This is a genomic window from Ottowia sp. (assembly GCF_035444425.1).
GTDB lineage: Bacteria > Pseudomonadota > Gammaproteobacteria > Burkholderiales > Burkholderiaceae_C > Ottowia.
The window spans coordinates 1-19,556 of record NZ_DAOMOQ010000022.1 but is presented as its reverse complement, the minus strand read 5'-3'; the positions used below and the strand labels follow the sequence as shown (position 1 = coordinate 19,556).

Here is a 19,556-nt window from a genome sequence, read left to right as displayed (position 1 = left end):
TGATGCGGCGAGTCTAGGGCCTGCCGCGGTGCCGCACGATCAGGCGGCCTCGACGTCCAGCGGCCAGGCGCGCGCCAGCATCACGCCCAGCGGTCGCAGTGACCGTGCCAGTCCGAGCACGCGCGCGTCCTTGCTGAACAGGGTGGCGCGCCGCTGCACCGCCAGGTCGATGAACATCTGGTCATCCAGGTCGCGGCAGCGCACCGGAGCCGGCGGCGCCGGATCACAGGGCAGCACCCGGTCATCGAACGCCGCCAGCACCTCATCCTCGTGCAGCGCGGCCAGCGCCAGGCGCGGCGCGACGCGGGGATAGCGCAGCACGCGTGCCAGTTCGGCGCGCATCGGCGGCGTCGCGCACCAGCGCACCCGCCCCGCTTGAAGCGCCGCCTGCAGGCCGGCCACGCGCTCATCGCCAAACACCAGCAGGTCGAGCACGCAGTTGGTGTCGATGACCACCATGGCGGGCGCCGGCGGCACGGTCCCGGCCGCGCGGCTGGCCACAGACGCCCCGGTCCGCACCATGGCTCAGCGCGCCGGCGCGTCCGAACCGGGTCGGCGCGCCGTGAGATCGAAGCGGAACAGGCGGCATTCGATCGGCCCGTTCCACAGCGGCACGCGGCGCGACTCCTTCAGCCGCAGCCGCGCCGGCAGCTTCAGGTCGGGCGTCAGCAGCCAGGCGGTCCAGCCGGCGTAGTGGCTCTTCCAGTGGGCGGCCAGGCGGGCAAAGAACTCGTCGCCGGCATTGATCTCGTCGGCGTCGGTGGCGCCGCTGCGCTGGCGCGCCAGTGTGCCGCCCTGGAACGCCTCGCGCCCGCGCGCTTTCTGCCCCGCCACGCCGGCAGCGGCGATGCGTTCGCCGTAGGGTGGATTCATCAGCAGCACGCCGGGCGTGTCGCTGGGCGGCAGACGCTGGAGCGCATCACCGCCGCGCAACTGCAGCGCGCGCGCCACACCGGCGCGCTCGGCATTGCGCTGGGCGAAGTCGACCATGCGGTGCGCGACGTCGCTGCCGAACACGCGCGGCTCGGCACGCGCGGCCGGCAGCGCTGCCGCCTCATCCCTGATCGCCTGCCAGGCGGCGCGCTCGAACGGCCGCAGGCGCTCGAAGCCGAAGCGCCGCTGGCCGCCTGGCGGCAGACCGAGCACCAACTGGGCGGCTTCGATCACGATGGTGCCGCTGCCGCAGCAGGGGTCGTACAGCGGCGCGTCGGCGACTTGCCGCGCCGCCGGGCGCCACCAGCCGCTGGCGGCTAGCATGGCGGCGGCCAGGGTTTCCTTCAGCGGCGCATCGCCCTTGTCCTGGCGCCAGCCGCGCTTGAACAGGGGCTCGCCGCTGGTGTCGATGTACAGGCTGGCGTCGGTCGCCGTCAGGTGCGCCTGCACCCGCGCATCGGGTCGGCGCGTGTCGATGCTGGGTCGCACGCCACCGGCTTGCGCGCGGAAGCGGTCGGCCACGGCGTCCTTGATGCGCAGGGTGGCGAAGTTCAGGCTCCTGAGCGGGCTGCCCTGCGCGGTCAGGTCGACACGGAAGGTCTGGTGCGCGCTGAACCAGTCCTCCCACCGCACACCGGCAGCCAGCGCGTACAGGTCCTGTTCATCCCGGTAGGGTGCATGCGCCAGTTCGATCAGCACGCGCTGCGCCAGTCGGCTCCACAGGTTCAGCCGCATGGCCGTGCCCGGATCGCCACGTACCCGGACGCCGCCACGCACGGTGAGCAAATCCTGGCCGACCAGACCCGTCAGACCATGCACCTCGTCGGCAAGAAAGTCCTCCACGCCGCCGGCACAGGGAAGAAACAGGGTCAGCGCGGACATGGAACGGCGGCGGCAGGCATCGGCGCCCATTGTCGCAGGCGGCAGCGGACCTGCCTGCATGACGGCGCCGCGCCGCTCAGGCCGGGCCCCTCGGCAGCGTCACGCACATGGTGACGAACGGCTCGTCGTACGCGTAGGAGATGTTGCCGCCGTGGGCATGCGCGATCGACTGCGCCCGGTACAGCCCGAAGCCGAGACCGGCACGCAGGTCATCCTGCGACGCCGACGAGGCTGTGCCGCTGAACAGTTCCGCGACGATGGCGGAATCGATCATCGCGCTGATGTTGCTGATCTCGATCGACACCGCATCCGGCGACCGGTACAGCCGCACCACCACCGACTCGCCAGCCGTGCCGTAACGCACCGCGTTGTCGAGCAGGGCGTCCAGCATGCGCACCAGGCGTGCGCGCTCGCCCAGGACCAGCGGCCGGTCATCCTCGGCATCGCCTGCCGGGACATCGACGAACACCGAGGCACCAGGGTGCTGCGCGCGCACATGTTCGACGCGTTCGACCACCAGCGCCTGCAGGTCGACCGGTCGCCGGTCCGACACCATGCCGGGCTGGCGCAACTCGGCCAGTTCCAGCACCTGGCGGATCAGCAGTTCCGTGTGTCCTTCATGCCCCGGCGCCACCGCGGCACCCGCACCCGCCGGATGCTGCTGCCGCGTCAACGCGGCTTCAACCATGGTTCGGTAGTGCGCCATTTCCGCGCGCCGCAGCGCGACGGAGCGGCTCAGATCGGTCTGCAGCCGGCGCATCGACTCGATCTCGATCTCGCTCCAGGGCTCCGACGTCTCACGCACCGTCTCGCGCCACAACGCAAACGAGCCGGGTGGCGTCAGGCGCGGCCCCGATGGTCCGACGCCGACCTGCTTGTTCGGATCGTGGCCCCAATCCACCGTGGCCACCTGCTCGCGGCGCAGCAGCACCAGCATCGCCTGGCTGGGTTCGTCGTAGCCCAGCGCCAACGCACCGGCCCAGCCGCCCAGCCACGGCCGCAATGACGGAGCCCGTGCCGCCAGCGCATCCGTGGCCAGCACGCGCTCCGGCGGCAGGTGCTCGGCCAGCCAGCGCAGCAGCGGCGCCTGCAGTTCGGCCGGCACTTCCCCGTGCACCTGGACGGCACCGAACTGCGCCACCAGCAGGGCATCGGCACCGAAAGCACGCATGATCTCGGGTGCCTGGCCCGCCAGCACGCTGACAGCACGCGACGCACCCTTGACATCATCCATCAACTGCCCGCGCAGGCGCTCGTGCACCAGGATTTCGGCACCGCGTTGCGCGCCGAGTCGCGCTAACACGTGCGCCGCCAGCAATTCGGTCAGCAGCGCGCAGGTCGAACGCACGCGGTACGGCACCTGGCGCGGCGTGCCGTGATGGCAGGCCAGCATGCCCCACAGGCGACCCTCGACCATGATGGACAGGCTCATCGACGCCGCGACGCCGATGTTGCGCAGGTATTCCAGGTGGATCGGCGACACCGCGCGCAACACCGCGTGGCTCATGTCCAGCGGCTGATCCGCATCCGGCCGACCCTGCACCGCCACCGGCGGCGCGTCCACATCGGCGATCAGCCGCATGGGGCTGATGCTGTACAGGCGCCGAGCCTGCGCCGGGATGTCGCTGGCCGGGTAGCGCCAGCCCAGGTAGGGCGGCAGTTCGGGCCGGCGCTCCTCGGCGATCACGTCGCCCGAATCATCGGCACGGAATCGATAACCCATGACGCGGTCGAATCCAGTGAGCTGACGCACCACGCGCGCCGCCACGCCCATCAGCCCCTCGATCGAGGCCTGCTGGCGGAACAGCTGCACCACGCCATGCAGCATGGTGGCGACGTCGGCCTCCTGCTCGGGTGCGGCTGCCCGGCGCTCGAACTCGACGATCACCGCCGATCGATGGCGGTGCGCGAACACATCGAACACCTGCCCGGCCATGTCGATGACCGCGTGCTGCACCACCACCTGCCCGCCATCCAGCTCGGCATCGCGCGCCATCGCGATCAACTGATGTACCTGCTGCCGGCCTTCGAAATGCGCCGGCAGCAGCGTTTCGCCCAACGCTGGCGCGGCAGCACCGAACCAGAACGGCAGATTGGCACTGGCATGCACCACGCAATCAGCCAGGTCCAGCGCCAGCAGCACGCCGTGCGGCTGGATCAGGCCGGGAATGTGGATCGGCTCCTGGTCACAGTTGGCCAGCGTGACCGGGGGATTGGCCGGCGTCACGGCAGCGCCACCTCGGCCTCGGCGTCGATGCGCTTCAGCAGGCAATCGAACGCCGCCTGCGCGCCGTGGCACGCCGCCGCGGCCAGCGCCGGCGACCATGGCCCGGCTTCCAGTTCGGCCAGGAAGGCGCGCCAGCGCGCGGCGACCTCGGGCGCGCCACCGCCGCGCAAGTGTTCGAGCGGATGCGGGGCCAGCGCCTGGTGCAGGCGCCGATACATCACCTGGCCACCCAATGCGGCACCTTCGATGACGTAGCGTGTTCCGGTATCGAAGGCGGCACGCTCATTCGATTCGACATCGGGCACCGCGCGGCGCGCTGGCGCCGGATGGTCCAGCATCCTCACTTCCGGCAACGGCTGGCCGACCAGCCGCGCCGCCAGCACGGCATCGCGCTCGATGCTGTGGCGCTGCGCGATCACGGTGTCCAGTCTGGCCAGCTGCGGCGCCGCGGACACCCTGCAGTGCAGCCAGTCGCGCAGGATGCACAGGTGGCGCAGGTAGTCGCGCAGATCCGGCGCCGCACGCGCGAGCGGCATGCGGCGATCCACTTGCGCATGCCGCTCGGCGGTCGCGCCGCGCAGCCGCTCGCGCATACCGCAGCGGCCGGACGCCGCCGCGGCAGCCGCCGAGGAAGTTGATTGGCTCATGGGCCGGCTAGTGTAAGCGGGCCAGGCACGGCGGAATCCGCACCGAGCGCGCATGGAACCCGACGCTCGGAGCGCCCCCCGCGCGCTCCGTCGTGCGCGTGCCGCTTCCGTCGTGCCCGCTCGCCTGGTGCCCTATGCCTCGTGCTGGCTCTTGCGCAGGCTGGCCACGGGAATGCGCAGGGCTTCGCGGTACTTGGCCACGGTGCGGCGCGCGCAATCGATGCCCTGCTCCTTCAGCAGCTCGGCCAGCTGGCTGTCCGACAGCGGCCTGGCGGGATCCTCGGCCGCGATGAACTGCCTGATCAGCGCGCGCACCGCGGTGCTGCTGGCGCTGCCGCCGGCCTCGGTGCCCAGCGCCGAGCCGAAGAAATACTTGAGCTCGAAGGTGCCGCGTGGCGTCGCCATGTACTTGGCGGTGGTCACGCGGCTGATGGTCGATTCATGCACAGCCAGTTCATCGGCCAGTTCACGCTGCACCAGCGGCCGCATCGCCAGTTCACCGTGGACGAAGAAGTTGCGCTGGTGCTCGACGATGGCGCCGGCCACCCGCAGGATGGTGTCGAAGCGCTGCTGGATGTTCCGGATGAACCAGCGCGCCTCCTGCAGCCGGGCACTGAGCGCCGGGTGGCCGTCACCGCCCTTGCCGCCGCGCAACTGGGCCGCGTAGAGCTCGTGCACGCGCAGGCGCGGCATCACGTCCGGGTTGAGCTGCACGCGAAACTGCTGCCGCGCGCCGCTGCCCGCCACGCTGACGATGACGTCGGGCACGATCACCTGGCTCTCGGCATCGGCAAACGGCCGGCCCGGCTTGGGCTCGAGCCGCGCAATGGTCTGCATGGCGGCGCGCACCGCGTCCTCGCCCTCGCCGACCAGCGCCGCCAGCCGTTTCGCATCACGCCGGGCGAGCAGTTCGAGGGCACCCGGCAGGGCGCAGATCTTCAGCGCGGTCTGCAGGCACCCCCGCTCCTCGGCGCCGACGTCGCGCTCCGCCAGCCGGCTTTTCAGCTGCAGGCTCAGGCATTCGGCCAGGTTGCGCGCGCCGACGCCGACCGGCTCCAGCGACTGCAGCAGCGCCAGCGCCAATGTGAAGCGGTGCACCAGCTGCTCCAGCTGCTCGAGGTCGTCGTCACCGCCGACCAGCGTGGCGGCCAGCTGCGCGATCGAGTCCTCCAGGTAACCATCGTCGTTCAGCGACTCGATCAGAAAGCCCAGCACCGCAGCGTCTTCCGGCGACAGCCGCAGGGCCAGCGCCTGGCGATGCAGGTGTCCGGTCAGCGACTCCTGCCCATGGGCGCGCTCGCCGGGGTCGAGCCCCTCGTCGTCGAATCCGCCGGCGCGCGCCGGCGCCTCGCCGCCCCACTCGGCTTCATCGACCACGATGTCGACGCTGTCGTCACCGTCCCAGTCATCCGGCAACCCCGTCTCAGGCTCGGGCGCGTCATCGCTGGCGGCAGCGTCCGCAGCCTGCTCCTGGATCCGGTCGCCCTCGCTGACCCGTGCGTCGGCGCGCGACAGGCCGAACTCCTCGTGCGGCGCACTGTCGTCGTCGCGTTCCAGGAACGGGTTGTCGTCCAGCATCTGCTCGATCTCGCTGGCCAGCTCCAGCGTCGACAGTTGCAGCAACCGGATCGATTGCTGCAGCTGCGGCGTCAGGGCGAGATGCTGCGAAACGCGCAGTGACAGGCCGGGCTTCACATCACCCCATCACAGGCGGAAATGCTCCCCAAGGTAGACGCGCCGCACTTCCGGGTTGTCGATGATCTGCTGCGGCGTGCCGGCCGCCAGCACGCGCCCTTCGTTGATGATGACGGCGTGGTCGCAGATGCCCAGGGTCTCGCGCACGTTGTGGTCGGTGATCAGCACGCCGATGCCGCGGCTCTTGAGGAAGGCGATGATGCGCTGGATCTCGATCACCGCGATCGGGTCGATGCCGGCGAACGGCTCGTCGAGCAGAATGAAGCGCGGCTGCGTCGCCAATGCGCGCGCGATCTCGACCCGGCGTCGCTCGCCACCCGACAGCGCCGGCGCCGGTGCGTCGCGCAGTTGGTTCACGTGCAGCTGCTCCAGCAGCTCGGTCAGGCGGCGCTCGATCTCGGCGCGCGGCAAGGCCCTGCCATCGGCGTCCTGCTGCAGCTCGAGCACCGCGCGCACGTTCTCGGCCACGGTGAGCTTGCGAAAGATCGAGGCCTCCTGCGGCAGGTATGACAGTCCGAGCCGCGCGCGGCGGTGGATCGGCATCTGCTCGATCGGCTGGTCGTCGATGCTGATGCTGCCGGCATCGGCGCGCACCAGGCCGACGATCATGTAGAAGGACGTGGTCTTGCCGGCGCCGTTGGGGCCGAGCAGGCCGACCACCTCGCCGCTGTTCACATCCAGCGAGACATCGTGCACCACGCGGCGCGCGCCGTAGTTCTTGCGCAGGCCGCGAATCGTCAGCCGGCTGGTGCCGCGCGCCGGCGGCGCACTGCCCGCTGCGGACGCGGAAGCAGCCGGCACCGCCGTGGCATCGCTCACTGCCCGGATCCCGACGGCAGCGCCGGCGTCGGCTGCAAGGGCAGCGCCGCCGGGGCGGCCGGCGACGCGCTGCCCGCGCCACCACCGCCGCGCGGCGCCAGCACCGCGCGTACCCGGCCGCCAGGCGCGGCCGACGGCGCGCCGGATGAGCGCGGCGTGCCGTCGACGGTGTAGACCTCGGAGGTGTTGTTGTAGACGATCACCGCGCCCATCACCTCGTCCAGCACCTGGGTACCGGCCAGCCGGCGCATCTCGGCGCGGCGCAGAAAGCGCACCGTGTCGGCCTTGCCGTCGTACTCGATCGTCTCGCCCTCGCCTTCGATGAATTCGTTCACGCCTTCGCGCTTCTGGCGGAAGAAGGCGCGCTGGCCCGGCTCGGCCACCATGGTGCCGAACTGGTTGCCGGCCGCGTCCTGCCGCACGTCCAGCCGCGCGCCACGCATCACGATGCTGCCTTTGGTCACGACCACGCGACCGGTGAAGGTGGACAACTGCTTCTGGTCCTCGTAGCGCAGCGCGTCGGACTCGATGTTCATCGGCTTGTCGCGGTCGGCGCGCTCGGCCCAGGCCGGCAAGGCCAGAAACAGGCACAGCGCCAGCAGGCTGCAACGGCCGTTGCGCGAGGAATGGATGGGCTTCATGGGCGGCACAATTCTTGCTGTCTCATTGTAAGCGTGGGCCTTGCGCAGCCAGCAAAAAGCCCGCCGAAGCGGGCCATCCGCGCGCAGGCCCAGGAAGCCTGCGACCGCCGGGATCTCACCCGCGCTTGCGCTCCTGCTCGATCAGGCCGTTGGTGAGCTGGATCATGCGCTGGAAGCCGCCGGCCATGGAGCCGTCGGTGTAGTAGCGGCCGGCCACGCCGAGCGCCGGCGTGCCCTCGACCTGGTAGGCCTCCTGCAACTGCACCGCACGGCGCAGCTTGGTGGCGACACCGAAGGACTTGTAGGCCTCCTCGAACTTGGCGCGGTCGACGCCCTGCTCGGCGATCCAGGGGAACAGCACGTCGGGCTGGTTCAGGCGCTTGCGCTGGGCCTGCAGCGCGTCGAACACCTTGGCATGCAGGGCATCGACCTGGCCGAGCGCCTCGAGCGCGTAGTAGATGCGCTGCAGCGGCTCGAAGCTGCTCTGGAAGCCCACGTGCACCATCCGCACCGCCACGTCCTTGGGCGCGGACTTCTTCCAGGCGCTGAACATGGGCTCGAAATTCTTGCAGTGCGAGCAGCCGTAGGAGAAGAACTCCACCACCTCGACCTGACCGGCCGGCGCCTCGACCGGCGCGCGCTCCTTCAGTTCCGTATAGCCCTTGCCGGACTGCGCCCACGCGGGCGAGGCCAGCATGCCCGGCAGCGCCACCAAGGCGCTGCCGAGCGCGAATTCACGACGTTTCATCTTGATCTTCTCCGCAACAAACTTACCCATCATGGAGCCGGCCCTGCCCCTGGAAGTTCCACCGGCCACGCCGATCAGCGCTGCACGCGCACCAGCGCCGAGTCGAAGCCATTGCCGTCCAGGCGGTCCTTCACGCGATCCGCCGCATCCTTGTTCTGGAACGGCCCGACGCGCACCCGGTAGACCGTGCGGCCCGATTGCTCGCGCTCGGTCACGCGCGCTTCCACGCCCATCAGCGACAGGCGCGCCCGCTGGGCCTCGGCGTCGTCGGGCGAGCGGAACGCGCCGGCCTGCACGAAATAGGTGAAGGGGTCCGGCGCCGGCGCCGCAGGCCGGGCACCGGCGCGCGCCGCGGCGAAGTCGCCCAGCGGATCGGACGAGGATGGCGGCGCGGCGGCCGGCGCGCTCGGCTGCGCGCCCGGACGCGGCAAGGGCTTGGCATCGGCGCTGCGCGCTTCCACCGGCGCGGTCGTCGCCACGCGCGGTTCGGCCGGCTTCACCTCGGCCGGTGCCGGCATCGGCGCGCGCGGGCTCGGTTGCGCGGTTTCCACCGGCGCCGGAATCGGCGCGGGATCCGGAGCGGGCGCCACCGTGACCGGCGCCGGCGGGCTTGGCCGGGCGCCGGCCTTGCTGCCGAGCGCCGCGTTCGGATCCCAGTCGCGGTTGCGCTCGGCTTCGGCCGCGTCCTGGCCGCCGCTGCGCGAGGCATTCTTGTTGACGAAGGGCACCGGCACCTTGGCGACGTAGATCGCCACGCCCAGCGCCAGCGCCAGGCCCGCCATCACCCCCAGGATGATGCCGAGGACAGTGCCGCCGCGCTGGCGCCGCCCTGCCCGGGTCGCTGCGCGACTGGCTCCGGAGCAGGTCGTGCCGGCCGGCGCCGCTGGCCTAGCCTCGGCAGCCGCTGGCATCGCCTGTTCTGCGGCCTTCGGGCTGCCGGACTGGGTGCGCTGCGGGTCGTTGGAATACAGAAGCATGACGGGATAACGCTTTACATCTTGTTCGGGGCCGACACGCCGAGCACCGACAGGCCATTGTGCAACACCTGAGCGGTCGCCGCGACCAGGGCCAGGCGGGCGGTCCTGAGCGCTTCGTCATCGACCAGGATGCGCTCGGCGTCGTAGTAGCTGTGGTAGCTGGCAGCCAGTTCGCGCAGATAGAAGGTGACGTCGTGCGGCGCGAAATCGCTGGCGGCGGCGGCCAGCATGCCGGGGTACCTGGCCAGTTGCAGCATCAACGCCTGCGTGGCCGGCGTGTCGAGCGGCGCCAGGTCGGCGTCCTGCAGCGTCGCCACCTCGCCGCCCCAGGCCTCGAGCACCGAGCAGATGCGCGCATGCGCGTACTGCACGTAGTACACCGGGTTGTCGTTGTTCTTCTGTACCGCCAGGTCGACATCGAAGGTGTACTCGGTATCTGGCTTGCGGCTGAGCAGGAAGAAGCGCACGGCGTCGGCGCTGGTCCACTCGATCAGGTCGCGCAGCGTGACGTAGCTGCCGGCGCGCTTGCTGATCTTCACTTCCTCGCCGCCGCGGACCACGCGCACCATGGTGTGCAGCACGTAGTCGGGATAGCCGGCCGGGATGCCGACGTCCGCCGCCTGCAGGCCGGCGCGCACGCGCGCGATGGTGCCGTGGTGGTCGGTGCCCTGGATGTTGATCGCCTTGGCGTAGCCGCGCTCCCACTTGGCGATGTGGTACGCGACGTCGGGCACGAAATAGGTGTAGCCACCGTCGGACTTGCGCATCACGCGGTCCTTGTCGTCGCCGTAGTCGGTGCTCCTGAGCCATAGCGCGCCGTCCTGCTCGTAGGTCTTGCCGGCGTCGATCAGCCTTTGCACCGTGGCCTCGACGCGGCCGGAGCTGTACAGGCTCGACTCCAGGTAGTACTCATCGAACTTCAGGCGGAAGGCCTGCAGGTCCTTGTCCTGCTCGTGGCGCAGGTAGGCGACGGCGAACTGGCGGATGCCGTCCAGGTCTTCCACGTCGCCGCTGGCCGTGAAGCTGCGGTCGTCGGCCTGCACGGTCTGGCCGGCCAGGAAATCCTGCGCGATGTCGGCGATGTAGTCGCCGTTGTAGGCCGCCTCGGGCCAGCCGGCATCGCCCGGCTTCAAGCCCTTGGCGCGCAGCTGCACCGAGGTGGTGAGCGTGTCGATCTGCACGCCGGCGTCGTTGTAGTAGAACTCGCGGTGCACCCGCCAGCCTTGGGTTTCGAACAGCCTGCAGATGGCGTCGCCCAGCGCCGCCTGGCGCCCATGGCCGACGTGCAGCGGCCCGGTCGGGTTGGCGCTGACGAACTCGACCATCATCTTCTCGCCGCGATCCGGCCGCCGCCCGTAGCCGGCCTGCTGCGCCAGCACCTCGCGCACCACCTGCTGCTTGGCGGCGGCTTTCAGGCGGATGTTGAGAAAGCCCGGCCCGGCCAGCTCGATCGCGTCGACCCAGCGCCGGAACGCCGGCGCGGCCTCCAGCGCCGCCTTGAGCTGCTCGCCCAGCGCACGCGGATTCGACTTCAGCGGCCTGGCCAGCTGCATCGCCGCCGTGCAGGCGAAGTCACCGTGCGCGGCCTGCTTGGGCGACTCGAACGCGGCCTTCTCGCCGGCACCGGGCAATACCTTATCCAGCTCGGCCGCCAGCGCGGCGAGCAGTTCATTCTTCACGACTTGCATCGGCGGATTTTAGGCGGCGCGCCGGCGGCGCCCGCGGGTTGACCGGGGGGCAGGCGCTACCCGAAGCCGCGCGCCAGGAACACCGCCGGCAGCGGGATCACCGCCACCAGGTGGGTGGCGATCATCACCAGCCGGCGCGCGCCGGTCAGTTCGGCCTCCGACGGCAGGCTGCCGTTGGCATCGAAGCGCGCCTTCCAGCGGCGGTATTGGCGCGTCGGGCCGATCTGCAGCAGCGCGGCGACCAGGAACAGCGTCAGCTTCACGTGCAGCAGCGGATTGCTCCAGTACCAGGCGCTGCCCTTGGCGCCCCAGTAGATGCGCGCCAGCGCGCTCGCCAGCACGGCGGCGGTGGCGATCCACAGGATCAGGTCGAGCCGCACCATGCGCGGCACCGCGGCGGCGTTGAACCAGTCGCTGCGGCACATCACGGCCTGCGCGGTGGCGAACACGATCCAGCCGATGAAGGCACTGATATGGAAGAAGGCCAGCAGAGGTTCCAGCATGGCGCGATCGTACCGCCGCGCGGCGCGGTTTCAGACCAGGCGGCGCCAGAAACCCGGATCGGCGTAGCGCTCTTTCAGGTAGTCGACCCACAGCCGCACGCGCAGCGGTGCGTGGCGGGTGGCGTGCGGCAGCACCACGTAGACGCCATTGGGCGGCGCGGCGAAGTCCTCCAGCACCGGCACCAGCAGGCCGGCGGCAATCTCGTGCTCCACCTCCCAGATGCTGCGCCAGGCGATGCCGTGGCCGGCCAGGCACCAGTCATGCAGCACCTGGCCGTCGGAGCAGTCGAGTGGGCCGCTGGGGCGCAGGTGGATCAGTTCGTGCTCGGCGTCGGTCGGCACACCCGCGCCTGCCAGGGCGCGTTCGTCGTTCCGCCCATGGGCGGTTCGCGGAACGCGAAACGCCCAGCCCCGGGTCTGTGAGGCATCGCTGGACAGCACCAGGCAATCGTGCTGCGCCAGATCACGCGGATGCCGCGGCCGACCGCGCCGGCGCAGGTAGGCGGGGGTGGCCACCGCCAGCCGGCGGTTGTCGGCCAGGCGGATGCTGACCAGCGTCGAATCCGGCAGGTCGCCCACGCGCACCGCACAATCGTAGCCCTCGCCGGCGACGTCGATCACGCGGTCGGACAGGTTGAGCGAGATACGCAGGCGCGGGTGCGCGGCATGGAACGGCGGCACCAGCGGCGCCACGTGGCGGCGCCCGAAGCCGGCCGGCGCGGTCACGCGCAGGTGTCCGCTGGCCTGTACGCCGCCGGCCGACACGCTGGCCTCGGCGCCCGCCACCTCGGCCAGGATGCGCTGGCAGTCGTCGAGGAAGGCCGTGCCCTCGTGCGTCAGCGCCAGGCGGCGCGTGGTGCGCACCAGCAGCTTCACACCCAGATGCTCCTCCAACGCGTCGAGGCGGCGGCTGACCACCGCCGGCGCCACGCCCTCGGCGCGCGCGGCGGCGCTTAGGGAGCCGCGCGTGGCGACCGAAACGAAGGTCTCGAAGACCTTGAGCTTGTCCATGCGCCAGGATTATCCGCAGCCCAGGTCGCCGCACGCGTCAGTGCCAGGCGCGCGGCGACGACGGCGACTGCGGTCGCTCACGTCGTCGTCAGGCGCGACTTGATGAAGCCGGTGGTGCCGTAGCGCGTGACGCGCCGGTACAGATCCGCCGTCAGCTGGCGCACCATGCGGGCGTAGGGCTCGACCAACTCGGGCACGATGCCGAAGTGGTCGTAGTTGACCACGGTGTCGACGCGCTCGCCGAACGGCTCCAGCAGCGCCCGCACCGCGGTGTCGATGGCCAGGATGGTGGCCGAGGAATTGACCTGCAGGCCCGAGAAGTCGACGTGCAGCACGCGCGCGTCGCGGTCCAGGTGCAGGCGTTCGCCCAGCGGGCGCTCGAGCAGCTGGGTGCGCAGGCCGAGCGCCTCGGGCCGGAACAGGCGCTCGTCCATGGTCTTCAGCTCGGCGGCGATGCGCGGCCTGAACGACATGTGCGCCAGCACGTCGCGCTGCAGCTCGATGCCAGGCGCGATCTCGACCAGCTCCAGCTCGCCGCCCACGCCATTTTCCGCCGGCACCAGGCGGAACACCGCGCGCTCGGTCACGTACAGCACGCGCTGCCCGCGCCGCACCGCTTCGGCGCCGCTGAAGCTGCGGTGCTCGACCTCGCGCACGAACTTGCGCGCACCGCCCTCGCGCACGATCGCCAGCCGCCCGTCATCCAGGCGCAGTTCCAGCTGGCCGGCGGTGAAGGTGCCGACGAACACCACCGTGCGCGCGTTCTGGCTGATGTTGATGAAGCCGCCGGCGCCGGCCAGGCGGGCGCCGAACTTGCTGACGTTGAGGTTGCCGTGGCTGTCGGCTTGCGCCAGGCCCAGCACGGCGATGTCCAGGCCGCCGCCGTCGTAGAAGTCGAACTGGTAGGGCTGGTCGATGATGGCCTGCGGGTTGACGGCGGCGCCGAAGTTCAGGCCGCCGGCCGGCAGGCCACCGACGACGCCAGGTTCGGCCGTGAGCGTCAGCAGGTCGATGATCTGTTCTTCCGCCGCCACGTTGGCCACGCCCTCGGGCATGCCGATGCCCAGGTTCACCACCTGGTGCGGGCGCAGTTCCAGCGCCGCGCGGCGGGCGATGACCTTGCGCTCCGACAGGCCCATCGGCGACAGGCGGTCGATCGGCACCCGGATCTCGGCGGCGAAGGCCGGGTTGTAAGGCTCGGCGAAGGTCTGCTGGTGGTGCGCCGGGTCCTGCGCCAGCACCACCGCATCAACCAGCACGCCCGGCACCTTGACCTGGCGCGGGTGCAGGCTGCCGCGCTCGGCCAGGCGCTCGACCTGGGCGATCACCACGCCGCCCGAGTTGCGCGCCGCCATGGCGATCGCCAGCGCCTCCAGCGTCAGCGCCTCGCGCTCCATGGTCAGGTTGCCGTCCGGGTCGGCGGTGGTGGCGCGGATGATGCCGACGTGGATGGGGAACGCCTTGTAGAGCAGGAATTCCTGGTCGCCAAGCTTGAGCAGCTGCACCAAGTCCTCGGTGGTGCGCGCGTTCAGCTTGCCGCCGCCGTGGCGCGGATCGACGAAGGTGTCGAGGCCGACCCGCGTCAGCGTGCCCGGCTTGCCGGCGGCGATGTCGCGGAACAGGTGCGTGATCACGCCCTGCGGCAAGTTCCAGGCCTCGATCTGGTTGTCGACCGCCAGCTTCTGCACCTTCGGCACCAGGCCCCAGTGGCCACCGATGACGCGCCTGAGCAGGCCGGCGTGGCCGAAGTGGTTCAGTCCACGCGTCTTGCCGTCGCCCTGCCCGGCGGCATAGACCAGGGTCAGGTCGCGCGGCTGGCCCGAGGCCAGGAAGCGCTCTTCCAGCGCCACCGCCACACCCTCGGCGAAGCCGATGCCGACGAAGCCGCCGGTCGCCACCGTGTCGCCGTCATGGATCAGACGCACCGCCTCGGCGGCGGTGACGATCTTGTTCTTGTACGGGCTGTGGTGCAGCTGGTAGGGGTCGAAACCGGGCATGGCGGGCCTCCTCGTCGGGCGGGGTTCGAGCCGCAGCATAGCCGTGGCGCACGGCCGGGCCGGCACCACGCAAGCGATCATCTTTGCTGCTTACGCAAAAGTAATTCATTTATTTAGGTATTTTTCACCCAAAACAAATCGAATACCATGTTTCCAAGTGGGGCGCGCTGCGCCCTGCCCGACCAATTCCACGAACCCGAGAGGACCGCCATGAGCACACGCACCAACGTCCACGACCTGCAGGTCGCCACCGAGCTGTACGACTTCATCAACCAGGAGGTGCTGCCCGACGTCGGCGTGGCGCAGGAGGCCTTCTGGCGCGGTTTCTCCGGCATCGTGACCGAGCTGGCGCCGCGCAACCTGGCGCTGCTGGCCGAGCGCGAGCGCCTGCAGGCCGAGCTCGACACCTGGCATCGCGCCAACCCCGGCCCGATCCGCGACATGCGCGCCTACCGCGCCTTCCTGGAGGGCATCGGCTACCTGGTGACGCCGCCGAAGAAGGTCAGGATCACCACCACCAAGGTCGATGCCGAACTGGCCGTGCAGGCCGGCCCGCAGCTGGTGGTGCCGATTCTGAACGCGCGCTACGCGCTGAACGCCGCCAACGCGCGCTGGGGCTCGCTGTACGACGCGCTGTACGGCACCGACGTGATCGCCGAAACCAAGGGCCTGGAGAAAGGCGCCAAGTACAACCCGAAGCGCGGCGCCAAGGTGATCGAGTGGGCGCGCCACGTGCTGGACCGCACCGCGCCGCTGAAGAAGGGCTCGCACCTGGATTCGACCGGCTACGTGGTACGCGATGGCGAGCTGGTGGTCAAGCTCAAGGGCGGCAAGAGCAGCAAGCTGCAGGAGGCCAGCCAGTTCGTCGGCTACCAGGGCGAGCCGAAGGCGCCGTCGTCGATCCTGCTGCTGCACAACGGCCTGCACATCGACATCCAGATCAACCCTGCCTCGCCGATCGGCAAGAACGATCCCGCCGGCGTCGCCGACGTGGTGGTCGAGGCCGCCGTGTCGACCATCCTCGACTTGGAGGACTCGGTCGCCTGCGTCGACGCCGAGGACAAGGTGCTCGGCTACCGCAACTGGCTCGGCATCCTGCGCGGCACGCTGACCGAGAGCTTCGAGAAGGGCGGCCAGATGATGACGCGCGGGCTCAACCCCGACCGCGTCTACACCGCCGCCAACGGCAAGCGCAGCGTCAAGCTGCACGGCCGCTCGCTGATGTTCGTGCGCAACGTCGGCCACCTGATGACCAACCCGGCGATCCTGTACAAGGCCGCCGACGGCGCTACCCGGGAGATCCCCGAGGGCATCCTGGATGCGGTGGTGACGACGGCGATCGCCATGCACGACCTGCAGGGCAAGGGCGCGAACGGCCTGCGCAACTCGCGCACCGGCAGTGTCTACATCGTCAAGCCGAAGATGCACGGCCCGGCCGAGGTGGCGTTTGCCAGCGAGCTGTTCGGCCGTGTCGAGCAGCTGCTGGGCCTGAAGGACAGCACGGTCAAGCTCGGCATCATGGACGAGGAGCGCCGCACCAGCGTCAACCTCAAGGCCTGCATCGACGCCGCGAAGTCGCGCGTGGCCTTCATCAACACCGGCTTCCTGGATCGCACCGGCGACGAGATGCACAGCTGCATGCAGGCCGGTCCGGTCTACCGCAAGGGCGACATGAAGAGCAGCGCCTGGATCCAGGCCTACGAGCGCAACAACGTCGTCGTCGGCCTGGCCTGCGGGCTGCGTGGCAAGGCCCAGATCGGCAAGGGCATGTGGGCCATGCCGGACCTGATGAAGGGCATGCTGGAGCAGAAGATCGGCCACCCCAAGGCCGGCGCCAACACCGCCTGGGTGCCCAGCCCGACCGGCGCCACCCTGCACGCGCTGCACTACCACCAGGTGCTGGTGAGCGAGGTGCAGAAGGCGATGGAGGCCGAGCTGGCCAAGACCGACCCCGAGGCGCTGCGCGACGAGCTGCTGAGCGGCCTGCTCAGCATCCCGGTGGTGCCCGAGGCCAAGTGGACCGCGGCCGAGAAGCAGCAGGAACTTGACAACAACGCCCAGGGCATCCTCGGCTACGTGGTGCGCTGGGTCGACCAGGGCGTGGGCTGCTCCAAGGTGCCCGACATCCACCACGTCGGCCTGATGGAAGACCGCGCCACGCTGCGCATCTCCAGCCAGCACATGGCCAACTGGCTGCTGCACGGGGTGGTCAGCGAGGGTCAGGTGCGCGCCACGCTGCAGCGCATGGCAGCGCTGGTCGACCAGCAGAACGCGGGCGATCCGCTGTACCGCAAGATGCACGGCAACTTCGACAAGTCGGCTGCCTTCCAGGCCGCCTGCGACCTGGTGTTCAAGGGCATCGAGCAGCCGAGCGGCTACACCGAACCGCTGCTGCACGCCTGGCGCCAGAAGGTCAAGGCGGGCGCCTGATCGCTATCGCCGAACAGCACCAAACCACGGCGCCCACGGGCGCCGTTTTCTTTTGGTCTATGACCGTGCAAGCGGTAGCAACTCGACAGGTACCATCACACCTCACATCACGCATCAAGCTGTCAAGCCACGCATATGAACGAATGGGGATTCACTGGTGAAGTCAAGAGCTGGATCGATCAGATCGCCAAGCTCAATTCCCATCTTCCTTTCGCTGGCGCCAGGATCGAATCCGTTGGCCAAGGCTCGCAAAAACGGCGAGACCTGACACTGATCGACCGGAACGGCGAAGCGATCATGACCGGCGAGGTCAAGCTTCCCGACGCTCCTGACGGCGGAAGCCCATACCGCGCAGAAGTGGTCAAAGATGCACAACAGAAAGCGTTGCGCGCTGGCGTCAAGTTCTTCTTTACCTGGAACGTAAACGAGTGCGTGCTGTGGGAGACGGCGACTGCTGGCGCAGGACTGAAAGACCGCGCCTACGAACGTTGGGCCGTGGCAGCCTTGACCAACCGGGTTCAACTGGAGGCTGCCGCCGTTCAGGCCAAGATTCATGAATGGCTGGTCGTTTTCTTGCATGAAGCGGCCCGGATACTGAAGTCCGGCAGGGTAGGTGGGGGGCGTACTCCCGACGTCAAGTTTGTTGAGGCTCTGGAATCCGCACTCACTGTGCCGATTCGACACACTTACGAAGCCTTGGCCAAGCGCTATGTAAGCAACCACAGCTTCAAGCGCGACCTCGATCAGTGGATGGTGTCGCTCGGCTGGACCGTGGTAAGCGATCTAGAAGGGGTGCACGACCTGCTGGAGCGTGCGGCCAAATTCGGTTGCTACCTGTTTGTCAACAAACTGGTTTTCCACGAAGCGCTGCTGAAGAAATACGGCAGGACCCTGGCGCCACTGAATGCACAACCAGAAATCACTACCGGCGACGACCTGCAGATGCGCTTGCAGCACTTCTTCGCAGAGGCCAAGCAGGTCACAGGAGACTACGAAACCATCTTTGGAGATGACCCCAAAGACATGGGACGCCGCATCCCGTTCTACGCCGATGCCGCTGTGCAAGGTTGGCGCAGCCTGATCGACCAAATCCATGAATTCGATTTCTCCAAGCTCGACTACGAAGTAGTGGGCAGTATCTTTGAGCGTCTGATCGGGCCGGAGGAGCGCCACAAGTACGGCCAGTTCTACACGCGCGTTGAAGTGGTGGACCTGATCAACAGTTTCTGCATCCGCTCCGGCGACGCCAAAGTACTCGACCCGGCCTGTGGCGGAGGAACTTTTCTGGTGCGCGCCTACGCTCGCAAGAAGGTCTTGGCCGAGAACCGTCACCACCGGGATTTGCTGACCGACGTCTACGGCATCGACGTTTCCCAGTTCGCGGCGCATCTGACGACGATGAACCTGGCCACCCGTGATCTGGTGGAGGATGAGAATTACCCACGCATCGGGCGCTCGGACTTCTTCAACGTGCTGCCCGACTCACCTTTCGTGAAACTGCCGCAGAAACTGAAGTCTGAAGGGCTTGGAGTCAAGTACCAGAACATCTCAATCCCGCCGTTGGATGCCGTGATCGCCAACCCGCCCTACGTGCGACAGGAAGACATCCCTCGGGCCCAAAAGAAACCAAAAGATGGGGGACCTGAGTCGGGCACCAAAGAGTTCTACCGCCGCCGAGTCGAACAGATGGCCAAGGCACAGTTGCCTGGCCGCTCAGACCTGCACTGCTATTTCTGGCCACACGCATCCATGTTCCTCAAACAGGACGGCATGCTCGGTTTCATCACATCCAGTCAGTGGTTAGATGTGGAATATGGCTTCCATCTGCAACGCTGGTTGCTCAAGAATTTTGAGATTCTGGCTGTTCTGGAGAGTCCGGTCGAACCGTGGTTCGTGGGCGCGCGGGTAGCAACCACGGTAACGATTGCAAGGCGCTGTGACAACGCGGCGAAGAGGGCGGCGAATACGGTTCGTTTCGTCCAGCTGAGAAAGCCGCTGAGCGAACTGCTGGAACACGATGGCACCACCTTGGGCGCTGTGCTGGCAGCCGACGCGCTGCGCGACGAAATCCTGCAAGTCGACGAAGACGTGACTCACAGCCGGTACCGCGCCCGCTTGGTAAACCAGGGCTCGCTCTGGCAAGAAGGGGTGGAACTGGGCCGCATCATTCGTGGCGCGAACACCGTTGGAGATGAACCGGACGCTGAAGACACCTCCGACGAAGATTCGGATACAGCCGGATCACTGAATGATTACTACGGCGGCAAGTGGGGCGTCTACGTAAGAGCTCCGGATCTTTGGTTTGTGGTCTTGACCCCATCCCACGGACAGGTATTGGCTTGATGCTCAAGCGTTCAC

Annotated in this window: 15 protein-coding genes; 2 read left to right on the top strand and 13 right to left on the bottom strand. The window is 68.8% G+C overall.

Translation table 11 applies throughout. From position 1 onward, the window contains the following. Positions 1 to 39 precede the first annotated feature (39 nt). From PK606_RS10080 to PK606_RS10020, 13 genes are all read right to left on the bottom strand, one after another. On the bottom strand, positions 40 to 459 hold the full coding sequence (locus PK606_RS10080) for a putative toxin-antitoxin system toxin component, PIN family (protein WP_324563439.1): 420 nt from the start codon (positions 457 to 459) through the stop codon (positions 40 to 42). 66 nt (positions 460 to 525) lie between these two features. Further along, the gene (locus PK606_RS10075; RefSeq protein ID WP_324563437.1) at positions 526 to 1,815 is read right to left on the bottom strand and encodes a THUMP domain-containing class I SAM-dependent RNA methyltransferase; all 1,290 of its coding nucleotides are present in this window, start codon (positions 1,813 to 1,815) and stop codon (positions 526 to 528) included. A 76-nt stretch (positions 1,816 to 1,891) separates the two neighbouring features. Next, positions 1,892 to 4,042, bottom strand: a complete 2,151-nt coding sequence (locus tag PK606_RS10070; protein ID WP_324563435.1) for a GAF domain-containing protein — start codon at positions 4,040 to 4,042, stop codon at positions 1,892 to 1,894. Then, positions 4,039 to 4,689, bottom strand: coding sequence for a biliverdin-producing heme oxygenase (locus PK606_RS10065; protein ID WP_324563432.1), 651 nt, complete (start codon positions 4,687 to 4,689; stop codon positions 4,039 to 4,041). Before PK606_RS10065 ends, PK606_RS10070 begins: the two co-directional genes overlap by 4 nt. Before the next feature lie 132 nt (positions 4,690 to 4,821). After that, on the bottom strand, positions 4,822 to 6,384 hold the full coding sequence (gene rpoN, locus PK606_RS10060; protein ID WP_324563429.1) for an RNA polymerase factor sigma-54: 1,563 nt from the start codon (positions 6,382 to 6,384) through the stop codon (positions 4,822 to 4,824). A 9-nt stretch (positions 6,385 to 6,393) separates the two neighbouring features. Beyond that, positions 6,394 to 7,185 carry an LPS export ABC transporter ATP-binding protein gene (gene lptB, locus PK606_RS10055; RefSeq protein WP_502920828.1) on the bottom strand — a complete coding sequence of 264 codons (792 nt, stop codon included), beginning with the start codon at positions 7,183 to 7,185 and terminating at the stop codon, positions 6,394 to 6,396. 14 nt (positions 7,186 to 7,199) lie between these two features. After that, a complete protein-coding gene (gene lptA / locus PK606_RS10050; RefSeq protein WP_324563427.1) occupies positions 7,200 to 7,844 on the bottom strand; it encodes a lipopolysaccharide transport periplasmic protein LptA in 645 nt (214 codons plus the stop codon). A 115-nt stretch (positions 7,845 to 7,959) separates the two neighbouring features. Then, positions 7,960 to 8,592: a thiol:disulfide interchange protein DsbA/DsbL gene (locus PK606_RS10045; RefSeq protein ID WP_324563425.1), complete on the bottom strand. Its 633-nt coding sequence runs from the start codon at positions 8,590 to 8,592 to the stop codon at positions 7,960 to 7,962. A 74-nt stretch (positions 8,593 to 8,666) separates the two neighbouring features. Continuing rightward, complete coding sequence (locus PK606_RS10040; protein ID WP_502920823.1) at positions 8,667 to 9,569, bottom strand: SPOR domain-containing protein; 903 nt, start codon at positions 9,567 to 9,569, stop codon at positions 8,667 to 8,669. Between the two features lie 14 nt (positions 9,570 to 9,583). After that, complete coding sequence (argS, locus tag PK606_RS10035; protein WP_324563423.1) at positions 9,584 to 11,257, bottom strand: arginine--tRNA ligase; 1,674 nt, start codon at positions 11,255 to 11,257, stop codon at positions 9,584 to 9,586. Positions 11,258 to 11,313: 56 nt separating this feature from the next. After that, the gene (locus tag PK606_RS10030) at positions 11,314 to 11,760 is read right to left on the bottom strand and encodes a DUF2214 family protein (protein ID WP_324563421.1); all 447 of its coding nucleotides are present in this window, start codon (positions 11,758 to 11,760) and stop codon (positions 11,314 to 11,316) included. A gap of 30 nt (positions 11,761 to 11,790) precedes the next feature. Then, the gene (locus PK606_RS10025; protein WP_324563418.1) at positions 11,791 to 12,771 is read right to left on the bottom strand and encodes a LysR family transcriptional regulator; all 981 of its coding nucleotides are present in this window, start codon (positions 12,769 to 12,771) and stop codon (positions 11,791 to 11,793) included. Between the two features lie 77 nt (positions 12,772 to 12,848). After that, positions 12,849 to 14,768, bottom strand: a complete 1,920-nt coding sequence (locus PK606_RS10020) for an acyl CoA:acetate/3-ketoacid CoA transferase (protein ID WP_324563416.1) — start codon at positions 14,766 to 14,768, stop codon at positions 12,849 to 12,851. A gap of 210 nt (positions 14,769 to 14,978) precedes the next feature. Here PK606_RS10020 and PK606_RS10015 point away from each other — a divergent pair, with 210 nt between their 5' ends. Then, a complete protein-coding gene (locus PK606_RS10015) occupies positions 14,979 to 17,198 on the top strand; it encodes a malate synthase G (protein WP_324563413.1) in 2,220 nt (739 codons plus the stop codon). A gap of 135 nt (positions 17,199 to 17,333) precedes the next feature. Continuing rightward, positions 17,334 to 19,541, top strand: coding sequence for an HsdM family class I SAM-dependent methyltransferase (locus PK606_RS10010; protein WP_324563410.1), 2,208 nt, complete (start codon positions 17,334 to 17,336; stop codon positions 19,539 to 19,541). The last annotated feature ends 15 nt before the right edge of the window (positions 19,542 to 19,556 follow it).

What these genes read in the sequence shown, in the direction of transcription:
- PK606_RS10080 (WP_324563439.1), bottom strand. Translation starts at nt 459, where the DNA reads ATGGTGGTCATCGACACCAACTGCGTGCTCGACCTGCTGGTGTTTGGC.
- PK606_RS10075 (WP_324563437.1), bottom strand. Translation starts at nt 1,815, where the DNA reads ATGTCCGCGCTGACCCTGTTTCTTCCCTGTGCCGGCGGCGTGGAGGAC.
- PK606_RS10065 (WP_324563432.1), bottom strand. Translation starts at nt 4,689, where the DNA reads ATGAGCCAATCAACTTCCTCGGCGGCTGCCGCGGCGGCGTCCGGCCGC.
- lptA (WP_324563427.1), bottom strand. Translation starts at nt 7,844, where the DNA reads ATGAAGCCCATCCATTCCTCGCGCAACGGCCGTTGCAGCCTGCTGGCG.
- PK606_RS10045 (WP_324563425.1), bottom strand. Translation starts at nt 8,592, where the DNA reads ATGAAACGTCGTGAATTCGCGCTCGGCAGCGCCTTGGTGGCGCTGCCG.
- PK606_RS10040 (WP_502920823.1), bottom strand. Translation starts at nt 9,569, where the DNA reads ATGCTTCTGTATTCCAACGACCCGCAGCGCACCCAGTCCGGCAGCCCG.
- argS (WP_324563423.1), bottom strand. Translation starts at nt 11,257, where the DNA reads ATGCAAGTCGTGAAGAATGAACTGCTCGCCGCGCTGGCGGCCGAGCTG.
- PK606_RS10030 (WP_324563421.1), bottom strand. Translation starts at nt 11,760, where the DNA reads ATGCTGGAACCTCTGCTGGCCTTCTTCCATATCAGTGCCTTCATCGGC.
- PK606_RS10025 (WP_324563418.1), bottom strand. Translation starts at nt 12,771, where the DNA reads ATGGACAAGCTCAAGGTCTTCGAGACCTTCGTTTCGGTCGCCACGCGC.
- PK606_RS10020 (WP_324563416.1), bottom strand. Translation starts at nt 14,768, where the DNA reads ATGCCCGGTTTCGACCCCTACCAGCTGCACCACAGCCCGTACAAGAAC.
- PK606_RS10015 (WP_324563413.1), top strand. Translation starts at nt 14,979, where the DNA reads ATGAGCACACGCACCAACGTCCACGACCTGCAGGTCGCCACCGAGCTG.
- PK606_RS10010 (WP_324563410.1), top strand. Translation starts at nt 17,334, where the DNA reads ATGAACGAATGGGGATTCACTGGTGAAGTCAAGAGCTGGATCGATCAG.